Source organism: uncultured Arcticibacterium sp., assembly GCF_964021845.1.
Classification (GTDB): domain Bacteria; phylum Bacteroidota; class Bacteroidia; order Cytophagales; family Spirosomataceae; genus Arcticibacterium.
Map to the genome: position 1 here is coordinate 155855 of NZ_CAXHZC010000002.1, position 21775 is coordinate 177629.

Below are 21775 nucleotides of genomic sequence, written 5' to 3' on the forward strand. Positions count from 1 at the left end.
AATCTAAGCCAATTTTCTTTCTTTGGAAGAAGGAATATTAGCTGCCATTCTATACTTAGTAATTGTTCTTCGGGTAAGGCTTATGCCTTCTAGTTTCAAAGCGTTTCTTAAATCAAAGTCACTAAGTGGTTTGTTCTTGTCTTCTTCTTCTACCAGTTTCACCACCATATCTTGCACTTCTCTATTGCTTTTTCTTTCACCATTGTCTAATTCTATGGCTTCTGTAAACAGGTCTTTAAGGTTAATTAGTCCTATTGGCGTTCTAGCATATTTATTACTGGTAACTCTACTTACTGTAGAAATAGTCATATCTATATACTCAGCCACATCTTTAAGAATCATGGGCCTTAGGTCTTTATTTTCACCACTTATAAGATAGCTACCCTGCAAATAAACAATAGCCTCTATTACCTTGGTCATGGTATTTTCACGCTGCTGAATAGCATCTATTAACCAATACGCGGATTTCAATTTGCTACTGATATAGCTATTGGTTCCATTTCTAGCAGTATTTTTCATGCTAGATGCGTATTCTTCATTTACGTTAAAGCTATAAGAGCTGCTGCTCAATATTTCTCCCTTCAATTTATCATTAACCAAGCTAATCTGATAATCAGGAATAATATTAGTATTTTCTGCCTGCCAGCTATCACCAAAACCTTTAGTAGGATACGGCTTTATCTTTGCTATAAATTCCAAAACTTCGTCAAGCACATCTTCCTCTAAGCCATGACTGTCGGCTAAATTCCCTGCCTTAAGTTGACTAAACTCTTCTAATCCATTCTCAAAAATCTTAAGAGCTGCTTCTTTTATTTCAGAATCAATCTCTGTACTTAAAGTTATTAAAGTTCTTATATAATCTTCAACATTAAAACATGCGTAGCCCACCGGCTCACAGTTATTAACTATCTTCTTTACCTTTTCTATTTCAGTTTCATCATAAAACTGCCCAGTGGCAAAACCTAAATTATCAGTCAAACTTGACAAATCTCCTTCTAAAAAGCCTCGTTCATTGGTAGAGTTCACTAAGAAATGAGCAATTTCAAACTCAGTTTCAGAAAGCTTTAGATACTTCAACTGATCCACCATAAGGTCTCTTACATCTTCAGTTTCAGTGAAACGCTCCATTTGAAGGTCTTTCCAGTCTGTTCCATCTGCAGAAGATGAGCTGTTAAGTTTATAGTTGGGCATGTCATTTTCAAGGTCATCTCTGCTGTAAACCTCATCCATTCTCATTTCACCAGAAAGTGAATCATCTACCTCTCTGTGGTCTCCTTGCTCGTCAGAAGTGCTACCCTCTTTTTCAACCTCCAAAAAAGGATTTTCAAGCATTTCTTGATTAATATGCCTGTCCAATTCTTGCTGGTTAAGAAACAAGAAATTTAGAAACTGAATCTGCTGCGTATTGACTTTTTGACTCTGCTTAGCAGTTTGAATCTGAGCGTTTCCTTGCATGAGTGATAGCGTTTAAATGGTTAATTGTCATATTCACTTATTCAATTTACAATCCATAAATCGTACTTTAGTATATTAATGATAGGATAATAAACTTAATTACTTATTATCAGCAACTTAACTTTAAATTAAAAAAATATGCTGCCAACACCAGCTTAACCTAAAAAAACGAACCTGTAGAAATGTGTATAATAATTTCTACAAGTATACGGACCTTTTCTACACCTTCATGAAATCCAGATCCATCGATTTTCTATTCTTATCATCCTTCGTTTTCTTGGGAGCGGGCATCTTTATGATCTATAATTTCTACCACAGATATGATAGATCAAATAATCTGGTAGACCATAGTTATGAAGTTCAGAATAAAATTTTGGACATCGAAAGTGAATTTAGGTCTATGCTTGCTAGTCAAAGGTCTTACCTCCTTTCCGAAGATAGAGCATATTTATCGAAATATAATAACCGAAAAAATACATTAAATAAGCTGACAAATGAGCTAGATAGTTTAGTAGCCTATAATCCTATACAACTAGAAAACCTTAAAAGCCTTAGAAAAAACTTAGACATAAGAATAGCTTCACTAAACGAAGAGCTCACGCTTATGGAAAAAGCTTTCTTTTCTGCAAAACTTATTAGAAAGCATATTATAGCTTCTAGTAACGACTCAGAAAAGTTTATTGAGGAAATAAAAAACATGAACGCTCTTGAAAGCCAACTCATGAAAACTCGGGTGGCAAATCAAATAGATGGGGAAGAGAAAATTCCTTTAATTTTTACGCTTGTGGCTTTTCTATCTATCTCGGTGATAGCTTTTACTTATTTCAAGCTTAAAACCGTTCTGAATGAAAAAGTAAATTTACTCTTACATAAAAGAAGGTTGGTACAGCGAGTCACCAAGTCAAATGAAGAGTTACAGCATTATGCTTATGTAACATCACACGATTTGCAAGAGCCACTCCGGAAAATCAGCATTTTTGCAGATTTATCGAATGAAGCTTTAATTAATAATGATAAAGAAAAGTTAGAAAAGTATCTGAATAAGATTGACGCTTCCTCTAGGAATGCTATTGATTTAGCAAAGCGATTAATGAACCATGCACAACTTAACGAAGAAGAGCATGAGTTAGTAAAAGTGCGACCATCGGATATCTTCTCAGAAATAGCTTCACAGTTAAAAATATTAAATGAAGCTGAAGTAAATATAGAGTACAGTGCCCAAGAAACTCCTGAATTACCGCTTTATCCTAAAAGAGTGGAAATGCTTTTTAGAAATATCATTTCAAATGCTATTAAATTTAGAAAGGAAAATGAGCCTATTCTTTCTATTGATTTGACTTATGACACTTTAAAGAACGAATTCCATAGAATTACTATAACTGATAATGGTCATGGTTTTGACCCAAAGTATGCCGAAAATGTTTTCGAATTGTTTAATGACTTAAAGTTGCACCATAATTCTTCTAAAAAGAGCTTTGGGCTAAACGCCTGCCAGAAAATCATGGAAAGCCATCTAGGGGAGATTAGTGCGGAGAGCACTCCTGGTGTTGGTACTAAGATTATATGCTTGTTTCCTATTCAACCTTAGTAAAGACTTACCCTATCGGCGTCTATTGTAGTTTCTACCTCTTCCAAATTTATGGTCTTTGACTTTTTAAAAGGATAAGATTTTGAAAAACTTATATCTTTAATCTCGGCGGAAAGAAGAATTTGCTCTTCCCTCAGCGATAATTTAGTTTTGGCGGCTAGCCAAGAGAAAAAACGATGTGCTTTGTTCAAAATTACTTTTTGGTTTTCGGTTTCCATGGCTGATTGAAATAGACTATTGGCCACAAATGGTGTAGCTACTTTTACCAAAGGATGACTGTTAGAAACTAACCTTGTGGCTAATAACTGTGCTCCTACTTTCATGGGCATGGGCTTAATATTTTTACCCACTTTTTTTAAAATACCAAGCGGCAAAAGGTTTCCTAAAATGTCAGACTTAGTTAGCATAAGTTCAGCCTCTACCGCTTTAATACGCTCCTCTATCTCGGTTCTTCTTGCCCTTGACCCTTTGAATTTATTGAATTTTCTCATTGTCTTCCTCTTTATAAATTATGTCTAACATCTCTCTGGCTATTATTTTACCGAACCATTTCTCTCCATTCTTAAAAAGTAAAAAAGATAAAAATGCGTAAATAAAGGCCACTATTACAAACCCTAAAAACTGGCTATCAGCCATATAATTTATACCCATGGCTAAAGATAAACTTAAGAATACTACTGCAAAAAGTGCACACATCATGTAAGCCAATCTGACGCCCATTGCGGAAACAACATCCGAGGATTTGTCTGCAACGTTTAAAATCAGACGTTCTTTCTGGAGGTCTATATATTCTTCTAAATTCTCTTTTAAACCAGGCATTCTTGAAACAGTTTATTAAGTTTTTTAAAATAAAGAAAGCCATCCTATTTAAGATGGCTTTCCTGAAAATTTCTTCCATCTGGAAAATAATTCCTTATGCGGTCTTTAAGTCGCTTTTCTTTGAAGCAATCTTTGATGAAACCGTATCTACCAAAGAATTCACTTTTTGCTTACTTGTATCTATAACTTCCGATGCCGTCTCCACGGTTTTTTGCTTGGCATTATCTGCATAAGTCTGAAGTTCTTCGGAAGCATCTTCTATTTTACGCTTCATTTTCTTTCTAGTTTTAGAACCTTTGTCTGGTGCATATGCTACTCCTACTGCTGCTCCTACCGCTGCTGCTCCTACTATTCCTAATACTGTTTTTATTCCGCTACTCATAATTTGTTTTGTTTTAGTTTAATAATTAATACACTTCAAATAGTTAAAACTTAATTCCATTGCCCTGACTTACTTAAAAGTGTGATAACTGTAGATTTGACTACTCAGGTGAGTATTTAATTATACACTACAAGCCTTCTACCCTTCCAGCTCATGCTGCAGTTGCTCTATCTCGTATAAAGCTTTGTTTGCAATCTTGTTGGCGGCTTTTTTTGCCTTTAGCCTATTCACAGAGCCTTTATTAGGTGCAAAAAGCACCCCAGCAATAAATCCTGAAACTCCCGCTATCAAAAACATTGTGTTACTCTTATTCATCTTTTTAATTCTTTTTTACTCCTAAATATTAAAGGATTGTTCCAAGCCACCACCTACTCCTTTATAATATACAAAGTGCGTTTCAAGCCTATGACATAGAACAACATTGAAAAGTGTTGAAAGAAGGTGTGAAAGTGTAGAAAATTAACATCAGAAAGTATGTAGAAAGAAAAACAAAAATTACACAAAATACTTATAAACAAGCATTTAACTAAAATATATGTATATACGGCGAGGTTTTTTAAGAGATATAGACAAACAACACAGATTATGAAAAAGCAAAAATTAAAATCGATACTGGCAGTAGGCATGGCATTTACGCTTTTAACTACGAGCTGTAACACGTTTAAAAAACTTACAAAAGAACAAAAGGGTGCCGTGGTAGGAGCCACAGGCGGAGCGGCAGCAGGAGCAGCCATTGGTTCTAAATCGAAAAATCCAGCAGTTTACGCTATCGTTGGCTCAGCCATTGGCGGTGTAGCTGGAGCGGTAGTTGGAAAGTATATGGATAAGCAAGCCAAAGAAATTGAAGAAGATTTAGGAACGGCCGCCGAAGTAGAAAGAATTGAAGAAGGTATTAAAGTAACCATGGGTTCAGGAATTCTTTTTGGGTTTGACTCTTATCAATTATCAACAGCGGCCAAAGAAAACTTACGAAAGCTTTCTGCCACGCTAGATAAATATGAAAACACAGAAATCATGGTGGCTGGTCACACAGATAATGTAGGAACCGACAGCTATAATGAAGCCCTTTCAGAAAAAAGAGCACAAGCCGTAGCTAGTTACTTGACCCAGAAAGGAGTAAAGAGAAACAGGTTTATAGTGATGGGCTTTGGCGAAGACAACCCAGAATTTGACAACGATACAGATATAGGTCAAATGAAAAACAGAAGAGTAGAGCTAGCCATAGTAGCAGACAACAGCCTGAAAAAAGAAGCAAAGAAAGAAGCCGATGACATGGCAATGAGTAAATAACAAAACGTAAACTAAAACAATAAAAATGAAAAAGTTAATAGCAATTACAATCACAATGGTAGCCTTCACCAGTGTAAGTATGGCACAGTTTGAAATAGGTGCCAGAGCAGGTGTAAACCTCTCGCAAGTTCGAGGAGACGGAGGTGGAAGCGATGGCGAGTTTTGGAACTCAGACGAAACCAGAAGTACAGGATTTACTGGTGGTATTTATACCAGGTTTGGAGATAAATTCTTTTTACAGCCAGAATTTATAATATCTCAAAAAGGAGGAACAACTACAAGTCTTTTAGGTGTAGAGCGAACTTTCAAACAAACCTATTTCGATATACCAGTTTTGGTAGGAGTTAAGGTAGGTGATGTGGTAAGAGTGCAAGCCGGACCAGTAGCTACTTTCTTAGTGAATAAAGACGATGGATTCTTTGAAAACTTAGGAATTCAAAATAACGATGACGAATTCAGAAAAGCCATTCTGGGATATCAATTAGGAGTAGGATTTGACATTAAAAGAATCAGACTGGATATGCGATATGAAGGAAACGTAAACGATGTGTTTAATATCGATTACGACAATCAGCAAACCGAAAATCAGTTTGCTGGAAAAGGGAACCTATGGTTCTTAACTCTAGGGTATGCTTTCTAAATAAAAACTAGAATCATTACCAAATTTTAAAACTTAAAAATAACACAATGGAAGCTTTAATAGGAATAGACAAAAAACATAAAACAGAAATTTCTGATGCATTGAATATTGTACTGGCAGACCAGCATATTCTTTACATAAAACTTAGAAATTATCACTGGAACATAGAAGGCAACTCTTTTCTGGAGCTGCATGAATTCTTAGAAAAACTGTACGTGAGCCTTGAAAAGGATATTGACGCGACAGCTGAAAGAATTAGAAAAATAGGTAAAAACCCAATGGGTTCGGCAGCGGAATTCTTAGAATTCACAAACCTAAAAGAAACCAAAAAGCCATATCATGATTCTCATAAAATCTTAAGCACATTACTGGAAGATTACGAGGTAATAATAAAATGGATAAGAGACCATGTAGAGCTAGCAGGTGATAGCAAAGATTACGGTACAGAAGACTTCATGGTAGGTCTTATAAGAAACTACGAAGAAGCGGCTTGGATGTTACGAGCTTACCTTACAAAATAAAAGGGAATTAGGTAAACCCATTTTTTAACACTTAAAATTTTAAAATTATGTTACGTTGGACAATATCATTCTTAATAATAGCAGTAATCGCAGCCGTTTTTGGTTTCGGTGGAATAGCAGCCGGTGCGGCTGGAATAGCTAAAATTCTTTTCTTTATTTTCTTAATCTTGTTTGTAATCTCATTGATTACTGGTGGTTTCAAAGGCCGAGGACGAGGTCTCTGATATTAGATAAATAAAGAGTACAGAAATATTTAAGTGACGAATCTGATTCGTCACTTTTTTTATGCTCTAACATACCCAAAAAAGTGTAGAATTACCGCTACACTCATCTACATAAACCACTCATTATAAGGCAGGAACATGCTTTTTAAGTTATATAACAAGAATTAAAAAAAGACGACAATGAAAGCATTACTACCATATTCAAAATACCTTGTTTTACTTTTAACCCTCAGCACCATGAGTTGTGAAACTACGGCAGATATTATCAATCCTGAAACACAGACATCTTCAAACAAAGAGACACCAAATAACGAGAGTACCTCTAAAGATGTAGAAAAGGAAAATGATAATAACAACCAAAACGGAAGTGAACAAAACGTAAGTCTGGCGGCTAAACTTACCGCTGCAGTTCCGTCAGGTTATAATGTTAAAAAAGATCAGTCTTATGGACCGAGTGCTACGCAAGCCTATGACCTATACACGCCCATCGTAAGTGATTCTACTAAAAAGTCGGTGTCGCTGGTGATGGTACATGGTGGTGGATGGAGTCTACTTGACAAATCATTTTTAGATAACGTGGTTGAACTTTTCAAAAGAGAGAATCTAAACATTACCATATTTAACATTAACCATAGATTACCCCTGTCTGACGGTGTCACTTTTGACGGAGTTATGGAAGACTTCAATCTATTTTTTGAGCATCAGCAGACTCTTAAGCAGCAGCTTAATTTAAGTGAAGATGTAGTTTTATGGGGATATAGCTCAGGTGGACATTTGGCTTTAACTTATAGTTACAAATTCCCAAAACCTTATATAAAATCAGTGGCAGCTGTAGCCGCTCCTACTGACCTTACCCAAGAGAGTATTTATAAGGGCATAGTAGACGATAAAGAAAGAAATTTAACCGAAAAGTTTATTGGTGTAGCTTATGATAGCAACCCAAACGCATACAAAGCAGCCAGCCCTATATTTGATATAAACGCCCAGTCGGCTAAGACTATCTTATTTTATGGTCAAAGAGACGGGCTAGTGGATGTGGATGAACAAGGAAGAAGGCTTTACAATAAACTTATTGCAAATAATGTAAAAGCAAGCTTCAAGGCTTTACCGAATGCTACACATGACATGAAAGGTGAAATGCCCGGTATAGTCATAGAAACCATTAGATTTTTGAAAGAGCAATAAACCGAGAAATTAAAAACTGCCCCAAAGTGCCCCCCAAATTCTACAGTTCACATCCATTTAGAGTAAGGTTCACTTTTTTAAGCAATGTTTATTAAATAACACGAATTATGAAAAAGCAAATTAAAACGGTCGCAATTACACTTTTATCAACTTTTGCATTATCTTGTAACACAAGCAATCCTGCCGAGACGGAAAGCCCAACGGTTATTATCCAAGAAGCTAGTCCTGCACCGCAGGTGGCAAATCAAGAGGTATATAACGAACCTACTACAGCAGCTGAAAAGAAGAAAATGTCAGGTGCACTTAAAGGAGCACTGATAGGTGCTGGAGCTGGTGCCGCTACTGGTGCAGTAGTTTCCAAAAAACCTGGAAAAGGAGCTGTGATAGGTGGGGTTATAGGTGGAGCTGCTGGTGCAGTAACCGGAGATGTTATAGAAAATAAGAAAGCTAAGAAACAATAAGCTACGTTCGCAATTTACACTTTGAAGAAAGAAGGATTAATTTCCTTCTTTTTTTTGTTTAAGCTAAACCCACCCCTGCTTCTAAAAAGATATTCTGCAAATCTTTTTCAATAGGAAATGATTTTAATGGCGGCACGTTTGACCCGCCAGGGTTACCCACAGGCACTTTCCCCACAAATGATTTCACGCCTCCTACTAGAAGCCTAGGCAATTGACCCAAGACTTCTTTTGGACTCTTAATTTTGAAACCAAATTGCAACATCTTCCAGTGTACATAAGTATGGGCAAAAGGATAACGCTGGCCAATAATATGTGCTCTCTCTAAATGATGCCACGCTTTGGCTAAATCTAGCTCCAAAGCCGCTCTATAATTAGCCAACTCTGCTTCAAAAAACGGATATAAACCCTGAGGTAATCTTAAATTGAATTGCATAACTTGCTGTTTTTACCCGAAGGTATAAACTCTATTGACTATCCCAATTATTACAGTCAAAAAGTACCTTCAATTTAGTAACAAGACCCTAATATGAAATTAAAATTATTAATAGTTCTCTCCGCTGTCTTATTAGCATGTAATTCGACCGATGACAATAAACCCGGGCCAGTGCAGGGCTTAGGTCATAGCATCAAACTTCGTGACGCATTCAAAGACGACTTCTATATTGGCGTAGCACTTAATACAGGTCAAATTCTTGAGCAAGATGCTGTTCAAACCGACCTAGTAGCCCTACAGTTTAACAGCGTCACGGCCGAAAACGTGATGAAGTCGAGCCAAATACACCCTTCTAAAGACGTTTATAATTTTGACACGCCTGATAAACTGGCAGCACTTGCCGAAAAACATGACATGGCTTTTCATGGCCACACTTTGGTTTGGCATAGCCAGCTTTCTTCTTTTATAAGCAGCATAACCGACTCCACCGAGATGGCGAATACACTCAAAGCTCATATTGAAGCTGTGGCGGGAAGATATAAAGGCACGACTTACAGCTGGGATGTGGTAAATGAAGCTGTGGAGTGGAATGGAGAATTGAGAGAATCTGTTTTTCTGAAAGCCATGGGGGAAGATTACCTAAGCTTTGCTTTTAAAACGGCAGCCGCCGTAGACCCAAATGCAGATTTATACTATAACGATTACAGCATGACGGGAGCTCAAAAAAGGGCTGGCGTTATTAAAATGGTCAAGAAAATTCAGGCAAGTGGTGCTAAAATAGACGGAATAGGCATGCAAGGACACTGGAGTTTAGAGTACCCGAGCATACAAGAAATAGAAACAAGTATTCTTCAATATGCGGCTTTAGGGTTAAAGGTTGCCATTACCGAACTGGATATTGATGTCTTACCTAACCCAGATGGCATAAGTGGTGCCGACATTAGCCAAAGTGCTGAACTTCAGGATGAGTACAACCCTTATGTGAACGGTTTACCTGAGGACATTGCCCAAAAGCAAGCTAAACGCTATGCAGACATTTTTGCTCTTTTCTTAAAGCATAAAGACAAAATAGATAGAGTTACTTTTTGGGGCGTAAATGATGGAAACTCTTGGAAAAATAATTTTCCAGTAAATGGAAGAACTAATTATCCGCTGCTTTTTGACAGAGAAAATCTTCCTAAAAAAGCATACGACGCCGTTATGGCTTTAAAACAAGAATAAACTCCAAAAAAAGCCGCAGGCATATAAAATGCCTACGGCTAAACCTTCACGTTTTGGGTTTATATTCTAGGTGGAATGAGTAAGAAAGCCACCGTGTTTTTAGTTTTAGGAATGTTTCTATCTGAAGTGAAACTTACGCCCATTGGGTCTACTAAAATCCTGCCTTCCAAATCTCTTTTTTGACTTACTACTTCTGCCACGTCCACCGCCCTTTCGTGAGCCATATTTCTAGAGGTAACACCTGCAGTTTTGCCAGCAATAATCACTGTTCCATAGTCAAAAGTATCTAAAGCTTTTACCAATTTTCTATACTCGGCAGAGTTCTTTTGTACCTTATCTTTAGCATTTAGACCCAAAACCTCTCCCTCATTAAAGGAAATAATGAGACCTTTTTTCCCCATATGTACACTTCCCATTCCCATCAGAAGCTCGTTCAATTCTGCTTGCTTCCTTTTTAGTAATTGCATATCGGTATTTGCTCTGTCAATATCCCCTACCTCGTAGGCATTATTAACCGTTACAAATTCTACCTTCTCTGGGGCTTTAGACGAGGTGTCTGGTTCGTAAACCATAGCCAAACTTGTGTAAAAAGGCACCAAACCTATCAAAAAGGCACATCCAAGAGTTTTTATTGTATTTTTCATAATTGTATAGTTTTTACTATTTAAGCTAAAAAGAGCGTTCCATAGACCTGAAATTAAAAGAACTGTTTCTTATAAATTTTGCGTATTCCTCTATTGTAAATACCTAATCTCAAGACAGACACTAGAAGTAGGGAACACTTTTTTAATACAGTCTTTCATAAAAACACAAAGACATGAAATACTTATGGACACTTGGTTTTTTAGGCATTACAGTTTTGGCAATAAACACCAAAACAAAAAAGACTAGTAACACAAAAAAACAAGAAGCTGTTTACGCAGACTACTTTATTTAACGCAACTTTTGGCCATAAAAAAAGCGTGCTGGCTTTATGCCGGCACGCTTATCTTTTTTTAAGACATTTCTAATTATCCATTATCAGAAAACTCTGGATACAGCATCATCCCGCCATCTACATAAAGCGTTTCTCCCACTACGTAATCACTCTCCACACTCGCAAGCCAAACCGCTGCTTTTGCCACATCTATTGGCTGGCCTATTCTCTTATAAGGTATAAGTTTGTTTAGCTCTTTCATATTGGCTGGGTTTGACCATGCTTCCTTATTAATACTTGTTTTTATTGCACCTGGCGAAATAGCATTTACTCTAATTCCTTTTGGGGCAAGTTCCTGAGCCACGGATTTCATGAGCATAGATACGCCACCTTTTGATGCAGCATAGTTTACATGCCCAGCCCACGGAATCATATCATGCACAGAACTCATGCAGATGATATTACCTCTGGCCTGACCCATTTTATGCTCTTGCTTCATAAACTGGCGTGCCGCCAAATTCATGGCAATAAATTGACCGGTTAAGTTGACATCTATAACCTTTTGCCACTGCTTTAAATCCATTTCCAAAAAAGGAGAATCTACTTGTAAGCCAGCATTAGCCACCACAATATCTACCCTACCAAATTTCTTTACAGTTTCTTCAAAAAGGCTTTTCATCTCCTCTTCATTCGACACATCGGCTTTTATAGCCAAACCGTCAGTCAAAACCTCTATTTCTTTCAAAACCTCTAAAGCTTCTTCTTCTGAAGAACGATAGTTCACTATTACGTTGGCTCCTTTTCTTGCCATTTCTAAAGCTATGGCCTTTCCTATTCCGCTGCTACTGCCCGTAACTATCGCCGTTTTACCTTTTAGTGTCATCTTACTTTAAGTTTAAATTGAAATTAAGATATTACTTCCCTTCTTCTAACTGAGCCTCTTTGGCTTTCTCCTCTGCCTTTTCTTTCTTTCTAAAATATCTTCTAAAAAATATATTATGCTTTAAAGCTTCTAGATTTTCGTCTAGCTTTTCTGTCCCTGAAGATAGGTTATCTAAAGTCTCTTTAACGTTATCTCCCGTGGCTTTGTCATTAAGCAAAACCCCTAGCGTGCTTGTCTTATTGTTTGTAATATTATCTGTGATTTGACCTACATCTTTTCTTACATCCGTCATCATGACATTAGCCTCCGCCATGGTAGACTTCAATGCTTTAGTTCCATCCATTAAGTTAGCCGTGGTAGTTTCTAGTGCCGGCATAATGGTAGTATTATGCGTTAACTGATAAGGTAAAGCCTCTGGATTACTAAGGTCAGCAGAAAACTTATTAAGGTTACTAACCATTCCTTGGGCAGATGTAGCCATCCCTTCCAGTTTGGCCACCGTTTGATTTACATTATCGTATAATTCATCATCTTTTAAAAGCTTTCCTATGGAGCCTTCGCCTTTAGAAATGCTTCCCATAATACCTTTCAAATCTTCTGTAATGGCGAGAATATTCTTGTTGTTTTCTTGAAGCGTTTTTATCATGTCTTGCTGTGAGTCTTCTTTACTCACTTTGAACCTGTGGCCGCTTTCTATTACACCTGATTTTATATCGCCGCCGGCAATCACCAAAATAGGATTCCCAATCAAACCATCTGTACTAATTTTAACGTCAGCATCTTTATAAATAAACTTCCTAGATTTTTCTTCAATTTCAAAATCAACTTCCACCCCTTTTCCTGGGATAAATTCTAGTCCGGCCACTGTTCCTACTTTCACACCAGCAAACAAAACATTGTTTCCTTTGTTTAGCCCTGCCACGTCTTCAAAGACCGCTACAGCATCTATTTTCTGAACAAATACCTTTCTCATATTGCTTATGAGCATTACCACACAAGCAAAAATAATTAGCCCTATCAGCATAAAAAGGCCCACTTTCGCATTTCTCTTAGTCGTCTCCATTCTTCTATTATTAAAGGATTACTTCGTTTGCAATGAAATTGTAATCGTAAAATTGTTTAATTTCTTCCTCTGATTTATTATTAAAAATAGCCTCAAAATCTCCTGTTCGGTCAAATTTCCCATCCAATAAAACAGTTACCGTATCTGCGGTTTGTTTAGCACAGGTTAGGTCATGGGTAATGATGATAGAACTCGATTTATATTGTTCTTTGACCTGATTCATGAGGTCGTTAATTTCTACACAGGTAATGGGGTCTAGCCCTGCCGTAGGCTCATCATAAAGAATCACCTCAGGATTCATAACAATGGTTCTGGCTATACCTATTCGCTTTTTTTGACCTCCAGAAAGCTCTGACGGCATCTGATTTTTAGTTTGTTCTAAACCTACCGCTTCCAGTACTCTGTCTACCCTTTTATTAATTTCTGATTGAGAAATAGTTCTTAGAGCATATTTGAGCGGAAACTCTATATTTTCTTTGATGCTCATACTGTCGTACAAAGCTGAGTGCTGAAAACAGAAACCGATTTTCAAACGAAGTTCTAAAAGTTCTTCTTTTGTAATATTGGTCATATCATAACCCAGCACATTCACATCTCCAGCATCTGGTTTTATCAAACCTGCAATAATCTTTATCAAAACAGATTTCCCTGAACCAGACTTACCCAATACCACCAAGTTTTCACCATTGTGAAGACTCAGGTTTGCGTTTTCCAAGACCTTTAAATCGCCAAAGGCTTTATAAAGTCCTTTTATTGATATTACTTCGTTTCTCATCTTAGCGAGTTTGTTACCTGAACCACAAATATTTCAATAATAAAAATCAAGAAAATAGACCTTACCACAGCAGTATTGGCCGCTTTCCCTACTCCTAGTGTACCTTTTTCAGCATTAAAACCACTGTAACAGCTCACCATACCTATGGTAAAACCAAAAAGAATGGCTTTAATTAAAGCCGAGATAATATCTAGAAAAACAATACTATCAAATGCTGCCAGAAGGTATGCCGTGAAATTGGTATGTTCATTTAAGGTTACGTTAATAAACGAACCCAAAAGAGCCACAGCGGCTGTGTAAAAAGACAATATGGGTATAGTAACTGTGGTAGCTAAAACCCTAGTAACCACTAAAAAACTAAACGGATTTACGGCCGAAACCTCCATGGCGTCTATTTGCTCCGTTACTTTCATACTTCCAAGCTCCGCTCCAATATTAGAACCTACCTTACCTGCAGCAATAATGGAGGTAACCAATGGAGCCAACGCTCTTACAATAGCAATAGCCACCAAACTAGGTAACCAAGATGTGGCACCAAACTCCTGTAATGAGGGCCTAGACTGCTGGGTAAAAACCAAGCCAGTCACAAAACCCGTCAAACTAATAAGTGGTAATGACTTCAAACCAACTTGGTAACATTGGTTCATAAACTCCGACCAAACTAAACTGCCCGTACCAAGCTCCTTAAAAAATCTAAAAATGAAATCAAATCCACTTTTAAACTCGGAGAGCCATTTGTCTAATTTCCTGGATAAAAAGATTTCCTTTTTAGGTTTAGATTTACTCATTATTGTTTTTTGCGTCTTAAGAATATATATACACGTACAAGGTTTATTAAAAGTTCGTACCGTGTCATAAAGTGTAGATAATAATCTACACACAAAGATACGGACAAGTATACAAAAAAGCCGCCTACAGAATATCCGTAGACGGCTCGAGCTAAACTAAAACGCGAAAAAATTCTTAAAATGTACCGTTTAGTTTCCAGCTATAGTCCATATAATTAAAGTCGTCTTGTTTTTTGTCTATTTTCTCGTCAGAATATTTATTAACCCATTCTGCTATTGGCATCTTTCTTTCAAAATCTTTCTTATACCATTTAAACAGCGGACTAATGGTTACGCCATCTTCACTAATCTTATTCTTAGCCTTATTGTTCAGAAAGGCTTCACCTTCTTCATCTAGCTGTTTATCCAGTTTTTTGGCGGTGTAAGCCTCATTTCTAAGTTTTGGACAAGACTCTGCGGCACATACCAGTGCAAAATGATAACGTGGGTCTTTCTTAAAGTCTTTTCTAAGAATACCGTGCTCTATGTTATTCAAATCATATTTATCACCGTCAATCTCAATGAATTTAATATCCCATGGTGTATTCACAAAGGGTATTTGCGTTTTAGGGCCAATGTCTTTAATGCTTGACACTCCCTTATTATCTAAGATTAGTTTTACTGTGAAGGCATTATAGGCGTTTATCCAGTAAGCCATTTTCTCTTCATCTGACCAGTTTTTGGCAGGGGCGTTTTTCGAGATTTCTGCTAAATAAGCTTCTAAATCGGCTTTATCATCTAGCATTCCTCCGTAATCTACTTCACCGTCATCGCTTACGTGGTCTTTGAGCAGCTTATCCCATGTGGAAGAATTTGCTTGCTCGCCCTTGTCTTTTTCTTTTCTGTCTACATTTTTAGATTCCTCAGTAGCAGCTTCTGGCTCTGCTGTGGCAGTAGCTTCTTGTGTAGTTTCTGTGTCTGAAGATTCTGCATTGTCACAAGCCGCACCAAAAGCAGCAAGACTCATTATTAATAATAACTTTTTCATTTTTAGTTCTTTATGTTCCGAACGCCATTTTTAGCATTCAGCACTAGAACTTAAATTCTTGTTCCTGTGGAAAACATGCCCCTATTACCCAAAACAGGCTTTCAGTCCATATCAAGAACGTATATACATGGCTAATTCTGAGGGAAATACTTAGAAAGGAGGCTTTGTATACTCTGAGGATTTTTTAGTAGAATTAGGTTTTAGAGGCTAGGGCTTCATTTTGGTTATATATGATTACCACATAATCAATATGCCTGTTTAGCAATAGTAACTCCGGTCTGAAGACCGAAAACAGTATCCCACGAGGTCAAAAGGACCTCGTGGAGCGGGCTGAATCGAAACTAACACTACATTAAGCCCTTCATAACTATATATCACAAGAAGTTTTATTCAATCCCTCTCGATAGATATCGGGACTCAAATGAACCGAAGCCTTAATCAATGCATTCGAGCCTAATTGTTGGCAGTAGTTTTTTATTTGAGTTGTTCTTCGGTATATCGTAGCTCCTTTTTTAGATTATTATTTTTTATTGATATCCTGCACTTAATTACTAAATCCAGTTCTTTTAGATTCATTCCGATATCCATCAGTAGTGTGTCTCTTAATCTGAAGTCTCCAAATTTTATTTTTGGGTCCATTGTTTCAACTTGCTGATAAATTTCATCGAAATTTATCAAAGAGAAGTTTCCATTTTTTGCATTCTGCTGAAATGTGCGAGCTAATAGTGCAGTCTTATCTTCTTGTCCTAAATCGGTAATATTTTTCAATACTTTTTTCATTTTATCATAAGAAGAAGTTTGTATTCCAGATGATACGGCGGAGTATAAATATTTATTCCCGAAGAGTTTTAAACGTGCCAACTCGAGTCCTTTTTCAATACCATTTAATTTTGAATAGGAAGTTACCATTAAAGATTTTAAAGAAGTAATTTCATTTCTTTCCTTTCCAGATTCACACAGTTTCAGTACTTTTTTAAAACTTTCTAAATCAGCTGTTTTTGCATAGTATTTTAGAACTTTTCTCCAGCCTAATGCCCTCGTGTCTTTTGTTCTGCCACATTCTATATTTGAAAGACTTTCAACGACTTTTAGTGAAAAATTAATTTCATTTTGTTCAATCAGATTTTCAAGAAAAGATAATGTCTGATGCATACGCATAATTTCATCTTTAATTTCCATAATTAATGAAAATCTTTTTTCTTTCTCGATTGGAGGATTTTGTTCTTTAAATAACCTTGTTAGATTGAAGTTCCATGAAAGTCTAGAAGAATAATTTTCGAACTTGCAAAGTTGCGTATAATTATATTTTGGGAAAATGTCTTCAGCGATTTCCAATAATTCATTTTTTGAAGCTCCTTCAACGATTAGATTTAAACCTTTTATATTTAATTGGATGTTCTTCATAAATTACTGCCCACGCTCTGGCTATGCACCGTGGCGTGTTTAAGTTCGTATTTCGTTTCGTTTATCTAAGTAGCGAATTCAAAGAATTCACAGGGCTTGTAAGTAACCAGAAACCTATCGTAACCCACTGACACGACATGGTGTCATAACCTTTGTTAGCGGTGTTTTACTCGTCAAGTTTCTTAAATGTTCCGTCTAGACGCTTAAGAAGAAGGTTTGAAGTCAATTTGTATTGACCACTATTGAAAAGATCAATGGCACCTGCTTTAAGTTGATTAATTCCAACCTCGTTTGAAGCAAGAGTTATTATTAGAATTTCTCTTGAAGGAACGGCAATTACAATATCATCTTGATAATCAATACAGAACTTTGTCCAAAGTCCATCATAAAGTAGAAGTGAGGATTCAATTACCTGATCAAGCTTGATCATTTGTAAGTTCTCATCGCCATCTATATTAACCCCTTTAGACTTTACATATTCTTGTAGGTTATTTATTACTAATGAATCAAGTTCAGCTTCCGATTTTCCAATGGCTTTTAACATTGATTCGTTGATATACTTCAATTCGTTTTCTCCATTTAGAGCATAGAAAACATGAAGGTTGTCTATTAATGGTCTGTTTATTGGAGCTTCCACGTCCACGTTTGAATCCAATTCAGGCTGAGTTCCTTTAATTATTGGAAGAATCTTCGTAAGGTCAATTTGAGGAGTTAATTCGTCCTCACGTTTTTTGCTAAAAAGGTTTTTAAACATATCTAATAAGTGTTTATAGTAGTTCCCATCCACCTTGGTATTCGTCCCCAGTGATTTTTTCTAGTTCAGCACACATTTTACTCCATGAATCAAAAGCTCCTTCGCCACCTTTAATAGATACAACGTTTAATCTGTCAACGTATTCGAAGTCCTCTTCTCCGCTTTCAACACCGTATCCTTTTTCTTCAATCATAAGTGCAATTGTTGGGAAGTATAGCTTTGCCCATTCAGGGTTCAATACAGGTTCGAAGTAATCGTTCATTGCTGTTCCAGCTTCATAACCTTGTTCTCCCCAAAGTTCTTTAGGTTCACCAATAATTTTGGAGCCCCTAAGTCCTGTTTTTATTTGTTCAGTCTTAATCTCTTTTACCTCTTCTTTTGGCCAAAATTTTAATATACAATCAGACATCGTTTCGTTTTTTATTCTTTTACCGCTCACATTAGTACACACGCAAATTAGCCGTTTTTAACGGATAAAAACGGCTTGAAATAATAAATTGATTATTCGGTAATCCGCCCTGTAAAAACACAAAAAGCCCACCTAAGTAAAACCTAGATGGGCAAATGGTAGCTGGAATGCTGAGGGCTTAATGGTTGCATTTGAGCCTAATTGCAGGCAATAGTTATTTTTTTAATTCCATATGTAAAGTTGGATAAGGTTTTCCTGAAGAATCCAATTCAGAACGGTTTATGGTTTCAAATCCGCAATGTTTATAAAATCCGACTGCTTGTTTGTTCTGTTCATTTACATCAACTTTTGTTACATTTAATTGGTCAATCGAATAATCTAAAAGCGTTTTTCCAATTCCTTTCCCTCTATATTCAGGGTGAATAAATAACATTTCTAAGTTTTGGTCAGCTACTCCAAGAAAGCCAACTATTCTTTTTTTATTATTTCTTATACACCTTAATTCAACTGCATCTAAATAAGTATTTAAAATTAGCGGTTTAAAATATTCAATATCTTCTTCTTTTAGAAAGTGATGCGTTGCTCGAACTGAAGATTCCCAAAGTTCAACTACATTTTCGTATTCTTTTTTATCTATATTATCTATTTTGTTCGTCATTTTTCTAATTACTGCCAACCATAGTACACGCAAATTAGCCGTTTTTAACGGATAAAAAACGGCTTAAAATAATAAATTGATTATTCGGTAATCCGCCCTGTAAAAACGCAAAAAGCCCACCTAAGTAAAACCTAGATGGGTTAATAATAGTTGGAACTTCAGAAACCCAATATATTTATTCAGTAATGCTGACATTGGTCTGTAGACCGAAAACTGTTTCCCTCGAGGTCAAAAAGACCTTGTGGAGCGACTTTAACATCACATTTGGAGGTTCAAACTAAGTTTTGCTCCTAAAGCATTAAATATCCTCATAACTGTTTCAAAAGTTACGTTTCCTGTACTGTTTTCCAGACGTGAAATTTGTGCTTTTTTCACACCTACTAATTCTCCTAATTGTTCCTGGGTAAGTTGTCGTTTTTTTCTCGCAGTTTTAATCATATCTCCTATCAGTTCAAGCTTTAACTCGAACTCATATTCTTCTCTTTCTTCTGTACCCTTCTTGCCTATTAAAAGGTCTTCCGCCTGCTCTAAAGTGTAAGTTTTCATCTTTCTTTATTTTTAAAATACCTTTTTCTAATATTATCAGCTTTATCAATTTCCCTTTTGTCTACCTTACTGGTTTTCTTAATAAATCCATGACTTGCTAAAACTAGTGTTTCAGTCTCACCGTCCTTATCCCAAAAAGCTAAAAGCCGATATTGAATACCTGAATATAGCGTTCTAAACTCCCAAATTTCATCCGTTAATTTCTTGAAAAACTTTGGGTCAGATTGTTGCTCTGCCCTTCTAATGTTCTGAAGTATTTTCTTCCTAACTTTTAAGTTTTGTTTCTCAATGAATTCAAAAGCGTCTTCCAATAATTCAGTTTCAAATCGCTTAATCATCTTTAAGTAATAGTCATGTGAAGAACAAATATAACAAAGTTTCGTTTCATGTAAACTTTTCACAACGGATTTTTCAGCTATTTAATGGAATAGATTTCAGAAGCCAAGACATCATCATAATTATGTATGATCCCCGGATAATCAGTATGTTACTCAGTTATATTAACATCAAATGAAGACCGAAAACTGTATTCCACGAGGTCAGGAAGACCTTGCGGAGCAGGAAACAAAACGCTTTGTCTCTCGAATTATCGATAAAACCGTACTCAAAACATTTTGATACTTGAAAACGGTAAACAAAACACTTTGTCTCTTGAATTATCGACAAAACCGTACTCAAAATATTTTGATACTCGAAAACGGTAAACAAAATAGTTTGTCTCTTGAATTATCGATAAAGCTAGAATCTAACTGAATTAGTAAATCGTTACTGAGGTGAATAATCCATTTTTTGCTAAGGCCAAAAATCTCCTTAACACTTGAAATGCTCAAAAAAGCGAAGCCTTAAACCTAAATTATTAGTCTTATCTTTTTTCGTTTAATTCTATTAATTTCCACTCTCCGTTTAGTTCTTTAGTTAAAAGAACATCTACCTTAAAATCCTTATCATTTCCGAGAACTTTTATTTCCAATTGAGCCTCTCCATTTCCGTTCAAAAAATTAACATGTCCTGTCGGTATCATTCCGTAACCTGTTATTCCACCAGTTTCAGATAAGATTTCATTGTTTTTCTCAATTTCTATAATTGCTGCTTTATAGGCATCGGATTCTTTCATTTCCGAAGCAACTAAGAAGAATATAAATGCATAAAAGCTAAAACCAACTACTACTAATGCTAATACTCTTGGAAGCCTTGCCGGCCTGTTAGGATTCTTTACTACAATTGCTTTTGTGGTTTTATCTCCAAGTCTTTTTTTCTCTTGGCTTGAAGCAAGAACTATAAATTCTATGGGCAGAATTATTAAAAACAAATTCCGAATGAATAAGCTACCAAAAGAAGGAACTTCATGCGGATTGTTTTCATCACGCACCATAATTCCCATAGCCCATTTACCAGGACTAATCCCTTTTATAGAATCTTTTGCGAAGTATAAAAGTAAAGCAATAATAATTGCTGGCACCTGCCTCTCTCTCAGACCATCGAAACCATTTTCGCCCATAAAGTCTGTCCCAAGTGTCAAGACTAGTGCTACTACCAAAAGAAAAGCAAAATAGTCAATTAAGAATGCTGCTACTCTTCTTTTTCTACTTGATAAAACAGGTTCTTTCTCTAAATTTCCGTTCATTAGTTGGTGGTTGGTTTTTATTAAATGTTGAGCTTTAACCTGTTTTATTACTTGGAAATGTCCATCTTCAATATGTAAATCTCCCATAGTTTCAGTTGTGAGATTAAACAAATTTATCATTATATCTTGCAGTTTTATTTTAGGCAAACTTGACTCAGGACATTTAAAGTCATCTTTGTCAGGGTGAGTATATAGCCATTCCCACTCTCCATCTCCTAAGTCGTCTTTTTCCTTTTTACTGTTATTCCAAGCAACTTCTCTTTCTTCCAATTCTCCTTCATCAAGAGTTGTTTCATATGTAAGACTTCTAAATCTTCTGTCAAATTTGTTTTTTCTAATTGTCGCATAACTATATGTTCCTCCACTGTCATATTCTTCGAAAGCGTAAATCAAATCATTTTCAGGTAGTTTAGTTAAGATGTCTTGTATTTCACTAGTGTCTTTGGCCGTAAAAAAACGTTCTGCTAAATCAGAATTTAAAATAGATATAGAATTTTTAGTTTTACCTAAATAAAAACATCCTTCTGTTCTTAAATCACAATAACCCCCTTTTTCTGTTTCTTTGCCAATAATCGATTCTAATAATTTCTTAACATCAATATCTTCGACATTTTTAGTTCTAATTATTATTCCAGCCCCTGATGCTCCCATTTTTTTTAATTCTGACTAACGTTTATTAACTGCCTGACTATTAGCTATTTTATTTTCC

The 21775-nt window shown here is 36.1% G+C and carries 27 protein-coding genes; 8 read left to right on the forward strand and 19 right to left on the reverse strand.

Translation table 11 applies throughout. The annotated features are described in order from the left end of the window. Window positions 1-3: 3 nt before the first annotated feature. Window positions 4-1455 (reverse strand): RNA polymerase factor sigma-54, encoded by a 1452-nt coding sequence (gene rpoN, locus AADJ06_RS07365; protein ID WP_341225780.1) that lies wholly within the window; start codon window positions 1453-1455, stop codon window positions 4-6. Between the two features lie 229 nt (window positions 1456-1684). On the opposite strand from rpoN, the gene AADJ06_RS07370 reads away from it, so the two are divergent. Continuing rightward, complete coding sequence (locus tag AADJ06_RS07370; RefSeq protein ID WP_341225781.1) at window positions 1685-3043, forward strand: CHASE3 domain-containing protein; 1359 nt, start codon at window positions 1685-1687, stop codon at window positions 3041-3043. Here the strand turns inward: AADJ06_RS07370 and AADJ06_RS07375 are convergent. The 4 genes from AADJ06_RS07375 to AADJ06_RS07390 form a co-directional block, all read right to left on the reverse strand. Further along, on the reverse strand, window positions 3040-3534 hold the full coding sequence (locus AADJ06_RS07375; RefSeq protein ID WP_341225782.1) for a hypothetical protein: 495 nt from the start codon (window positions 3532-3534) through the stop codon (window positions 3040-3042). The genes AADJ06_RS07370 and AADJ06_RS07375 overlap by 4 nt on opposite strands. Beyond that, window positions 3518-3862, reverse strand: a complete 345-nt coding sequence (locus AADJ06_RS07380; RefSeq protein ID WP_341225783.1) for a hypothetical protein — start codon at window positions 3860-3862, stop codon at window positions 3518-3520. Before AADJ06_RS07380 ends, AADJ06_RS07375 begins: the two co-directional genes overlap by 17 nt. A 94-nt stretch (window positions 3863-3956) precedes the next feature. Then, entirely contained in the window at window positions 3957-4244 is a 288-nt protein-coding gene (locus AADJ06_RS07385; protein ID WP_341225784.1) for a YtxH domain-containing protein, read from the reverse strand. 138 nt (window positions 4245-4382) lie between these two features. Further along, window positions 4383-4559 carry a hypothetical protein gene (locus AADJ06_RS07390; protein WP_341225785.1) on the reverse strand — a complete coding sequence of 59 codons (177 nt, stop codon included), beginning with the start codon at window positions 4557-4559 and terminating at the stop codon, window positions 4383-4385. A gap of 270 nt (window positions 4560-4829) precedes the next feature. Here AADJ06_RS07390 and AADJ06_RS07395 point away from each other — a divergent pair, with 270 nt between their 5' ends. From AADJ06_RS07395 to AADJ06_RS07420, 6 genes are all read left to right on the forward strand, one after another. Further along, window positions 4830-5534 (forward strand): OmpA family protein, encoded by a 705-nt coding sequence (locus AADJ06_RS07395; protein WP_341225786.1) that lies wholly within the window; start codon window positions 4830-4832, stop codon window positions 5532-5534. Between the two features lie 25 nt (window positions 5535-5559). Continuing rightward, window positions 5560-6174 carry a porin family protein gene (locus tag AADJ06_RS07400; protein WP_341225787.1) on the forward strand — a complete coding sequence of 205 codons (615 nt, stop codon included), beginning with the start codon at window positions 5560-5562 and terminating at the stop codon, window positions 6172-6174. A 47-nt stretch (window positions 6175-6221) separates the two neighbouring features. Then, window positions 6222-6695 carry a DNA starvation/stationary phase protection protein gene (locus AADJ06_RS07405; RefSeq protein ID WP_341225788.1) on the forward strand — a complete coding sequence of 158 codons (474 nt, stop codon included), beginning with the start codon at window positions 6222-6224 and terminating at the stop codon, window positions 6693-6695. Window positions 6696-6742: 47 nt separating this feature from the next. Beyond that, window positions 6743-6919: a DUF1328 family protein gene (locus AADJ06_RS07410; RefSeq protein ID WP_341225789.1), complete on the forward strand. Its 177-nt coding sequence runs from the start codon at window positions 6743-6745 to the stop codon at window positions 6917-6919. 180 nt (window positions 6920-7099) lie between these two features. Then, window positions 7100-8104 (forward strand): alpha/beta hydrolase, encoded by a 1005-nt coding sequence (locus AADJ06_RS07415; protein ID WP_341225790.1) that lies wholly within the window; start codon window positions 7100-7102, stop codon window positions 8102-8104. Between the two features lie 107 nt (window positions 8105-8211). Next, the gene (locus AADJ06_RS07420; RefSeq protein ID WP_341225791.1) at window positions 8212-8565 is read left to right on the forward strand and encodes a YMGG-like glycine zipper-containing protein; all 354 of its coding nucleotides are present in this window, start codon (window positions 8212-8214) and stop codon (window positions 8563-8565) included. 58 nt (window positions 8566-8623) lie between these two features. Here AADJ06_RS07420 and AADJ06_RS07425 read toward each other — a convergent pair whose 3' ends face one another. After that, window positions 8624-8998 carry a DUF3703 domain-containing protein gene (locus AADJ06_RS07425; protein WP_341225792.1) on the reverse strand — a complete coding sequence of 125 codons (375 nt, stop codon included), beginning with the start codon at window positions 8996-8998 and terminating at the stop codon, window positions 8624-8626. A 93-nt stretch (window positions 8999-9091) separates the two neighbouring features. Between AADJ06_RS07425 and AADJ06_RS07430 the strand changes: the two genes are divergently transcribed. After that, window positions 9092-10219 carry an endo-1,4-beta-xylanase gene (locus AADJ06_RS07430; RefSeq protein WP_341225793.1) on the forward strand — a complete coding sequence of 376 codons (1128 nt, stop codon included), beginning with the start codon at window positions 9092-9094 and terminating at the stop codon, window positions 10217-10219. 59 nt (window positions 10220-10278) lie between these two features. Here the strand turns inward: AADJ06_RS07430 and AADJ06_RS07435 are convergent, their stop codons facing one another. The 13 genes from AADJ06_RS07435 to AADJ06_RS07495 form a co-directional block, all read right to left on the reverse strand. Next, complete coding sequence (locus tag AADJ06_RS07435) at window positions 10279-10863, reverse strand: hypothetical protein (RefSeq protein WP_341225794.1); 585 nt, start codon at window positions 10861-10863, stop codon at window positions 10279-10281. 366 nt (window positions 10864-11229) lie between these two features. Then, the gene (locus AADJ06_RS07440) at window positions 11230-12018 is read right to left on the reverse strand and encodes a glucose 1-dehydrogenase (RefSeq protein WP_341225795.1); all 789 of its coding nucleotides are present in this window, start codon (window positions 12016-12018) and stop codon (window positions 11230-11232) included. A gap of 31 nt (window positions 12019-12049) precedes the next feature. After that, on the reverse strand, window positions 12050-13081 hold the full coding sequence (locus AADJ06_RS07445) for an MlaD family protein (protein ID WP_341225796.1): 1032 nt from the start codon (window positions 13079-13081) through the stop codon (window positions 12050-12052). A 10-nt stretch (window positions 13082-13091) separates the two neighbouring features. Next, the gene (locus AADJ06_RS07450; RefSeq protein WP_341225797.1) at window positions 13092-13856 is read right to left on the reverse strand and encodes an ATP-binding cassette domain-containing protein; all 765 of its coding nucleotides are present in this window, start codon (window positions 13854-13856) and stop codon (window positions 13092-13094) included. Further along, window positions 13853-14644, reverse strand: coding sequence for an ABC transporter permease (locus tag AADJ06_RS07455; RefSeq protein ID WP_341225798.1), 792 nt, complete (start codon window positions 14642-14644; stop codon window positions 13853-13855). The genes AADJ06_RS07450 and AADJ06_RS07455 overlap by 4 nt, the downstream gene beginning before the upstream one ends. 175 nt (window positions 14645-14819) lie before the next feature. Next, window positions 14820-15671: a DUF547 domain-containing protein gene (locus AADJ06_RS07460; RefSeq protein ID WP_341225799.1), complete on the reverse strand. Its 852-nt coding sequence runs from the start codon at window positions 15669-15671 to the stop codon at window positions 14820-14822. Between the two features lie 474 nt (window positions 15672-16145). Continuing rightward, window positions 16146-17075 carry a hypothetical protein gene (locus tag AADJ06_RS07465; protein WP_341225800.1) on the reverse strand — a complete coding sequence of 310 codons (930 nt, stop codon included), beginning with the start codon at window positions 17073-17075 and terminating at the stop codon, window positions 16146-16148. Window positions 17076-17241: 166 nt separating this feature from the next. Then, window positions 17242-17829, reverse strand: a complete 588-nt coding sequence (locus AADJ06_RS07470) for a DUF1444 family protein (RefSeq protein WP_341225801.1) — start codon at window positions 17827-17829, stop codon at window positions 17242-17244. Window positions 17830-17842: 13 nt separating this feature from the next. Further along, window positions 17843-18238 carry a hypothetical protein gene (locus AADJ06_RS07475; RefSeq protein ID WP_341225802.1) on the reverse strand — a complete coding sequence of 132 codons (396 nt, stop codon included), beginning with the start codon at window positions 18236-18238 and terminating at the stop codon, window positions 17843-17845. 214 nt (window positions 18239-18452) lie between these two features. Further along, window positions 18453-18896, reverse strand: a complete 444-nt coding sequence (locus AADJ06_RS07480) for a GNAT family N-acetyltransferase (protein ID WP_341225803.1) — start codon at window positions 18894-18896, stop codon at window positions 18453-18455. A 258-nt stretch (window positions 18897-19154) separates the two neighbouring features. Continuing rightward, entirely contained in the window at window positions 19155-19442 is a 288-nt protein-coding gene (locus AADJ06_RS07485; protein WP_341225804.1) for a helix-turn-helix transcriptional regulator, read from the reverse strand. Next, window positions 19439-19780: a type II toxin-antitoxin system RelE/ParE family toxin gene (locus tag AADJ06_RS07490; RefSeq protein ID WP_341225805.1), complete on the reverse strand. Its 342-nt coding sequence runs from the start codon at window positions 19778-19780 to the stop codon at window positions 19439-19441. Before AADJ06_RS07490 ends, AADJ06_RS07485 begins: the two co-directional genes overlap by 4 nt. A gap of 524 nt (window positions 19781-20304) precedes the next feature. Beyond that, window positions 20305-21717, reverse strand: coding sequence for an RDD family protein (locus AADJ06_RS07495; protein WP_341225806.1), 1413 nt, complete (start codon window positions 21715-21717; stop codon window positions 20305-20307). Window positions 21718-21775 lie beyond the last annotated feature (58 nt).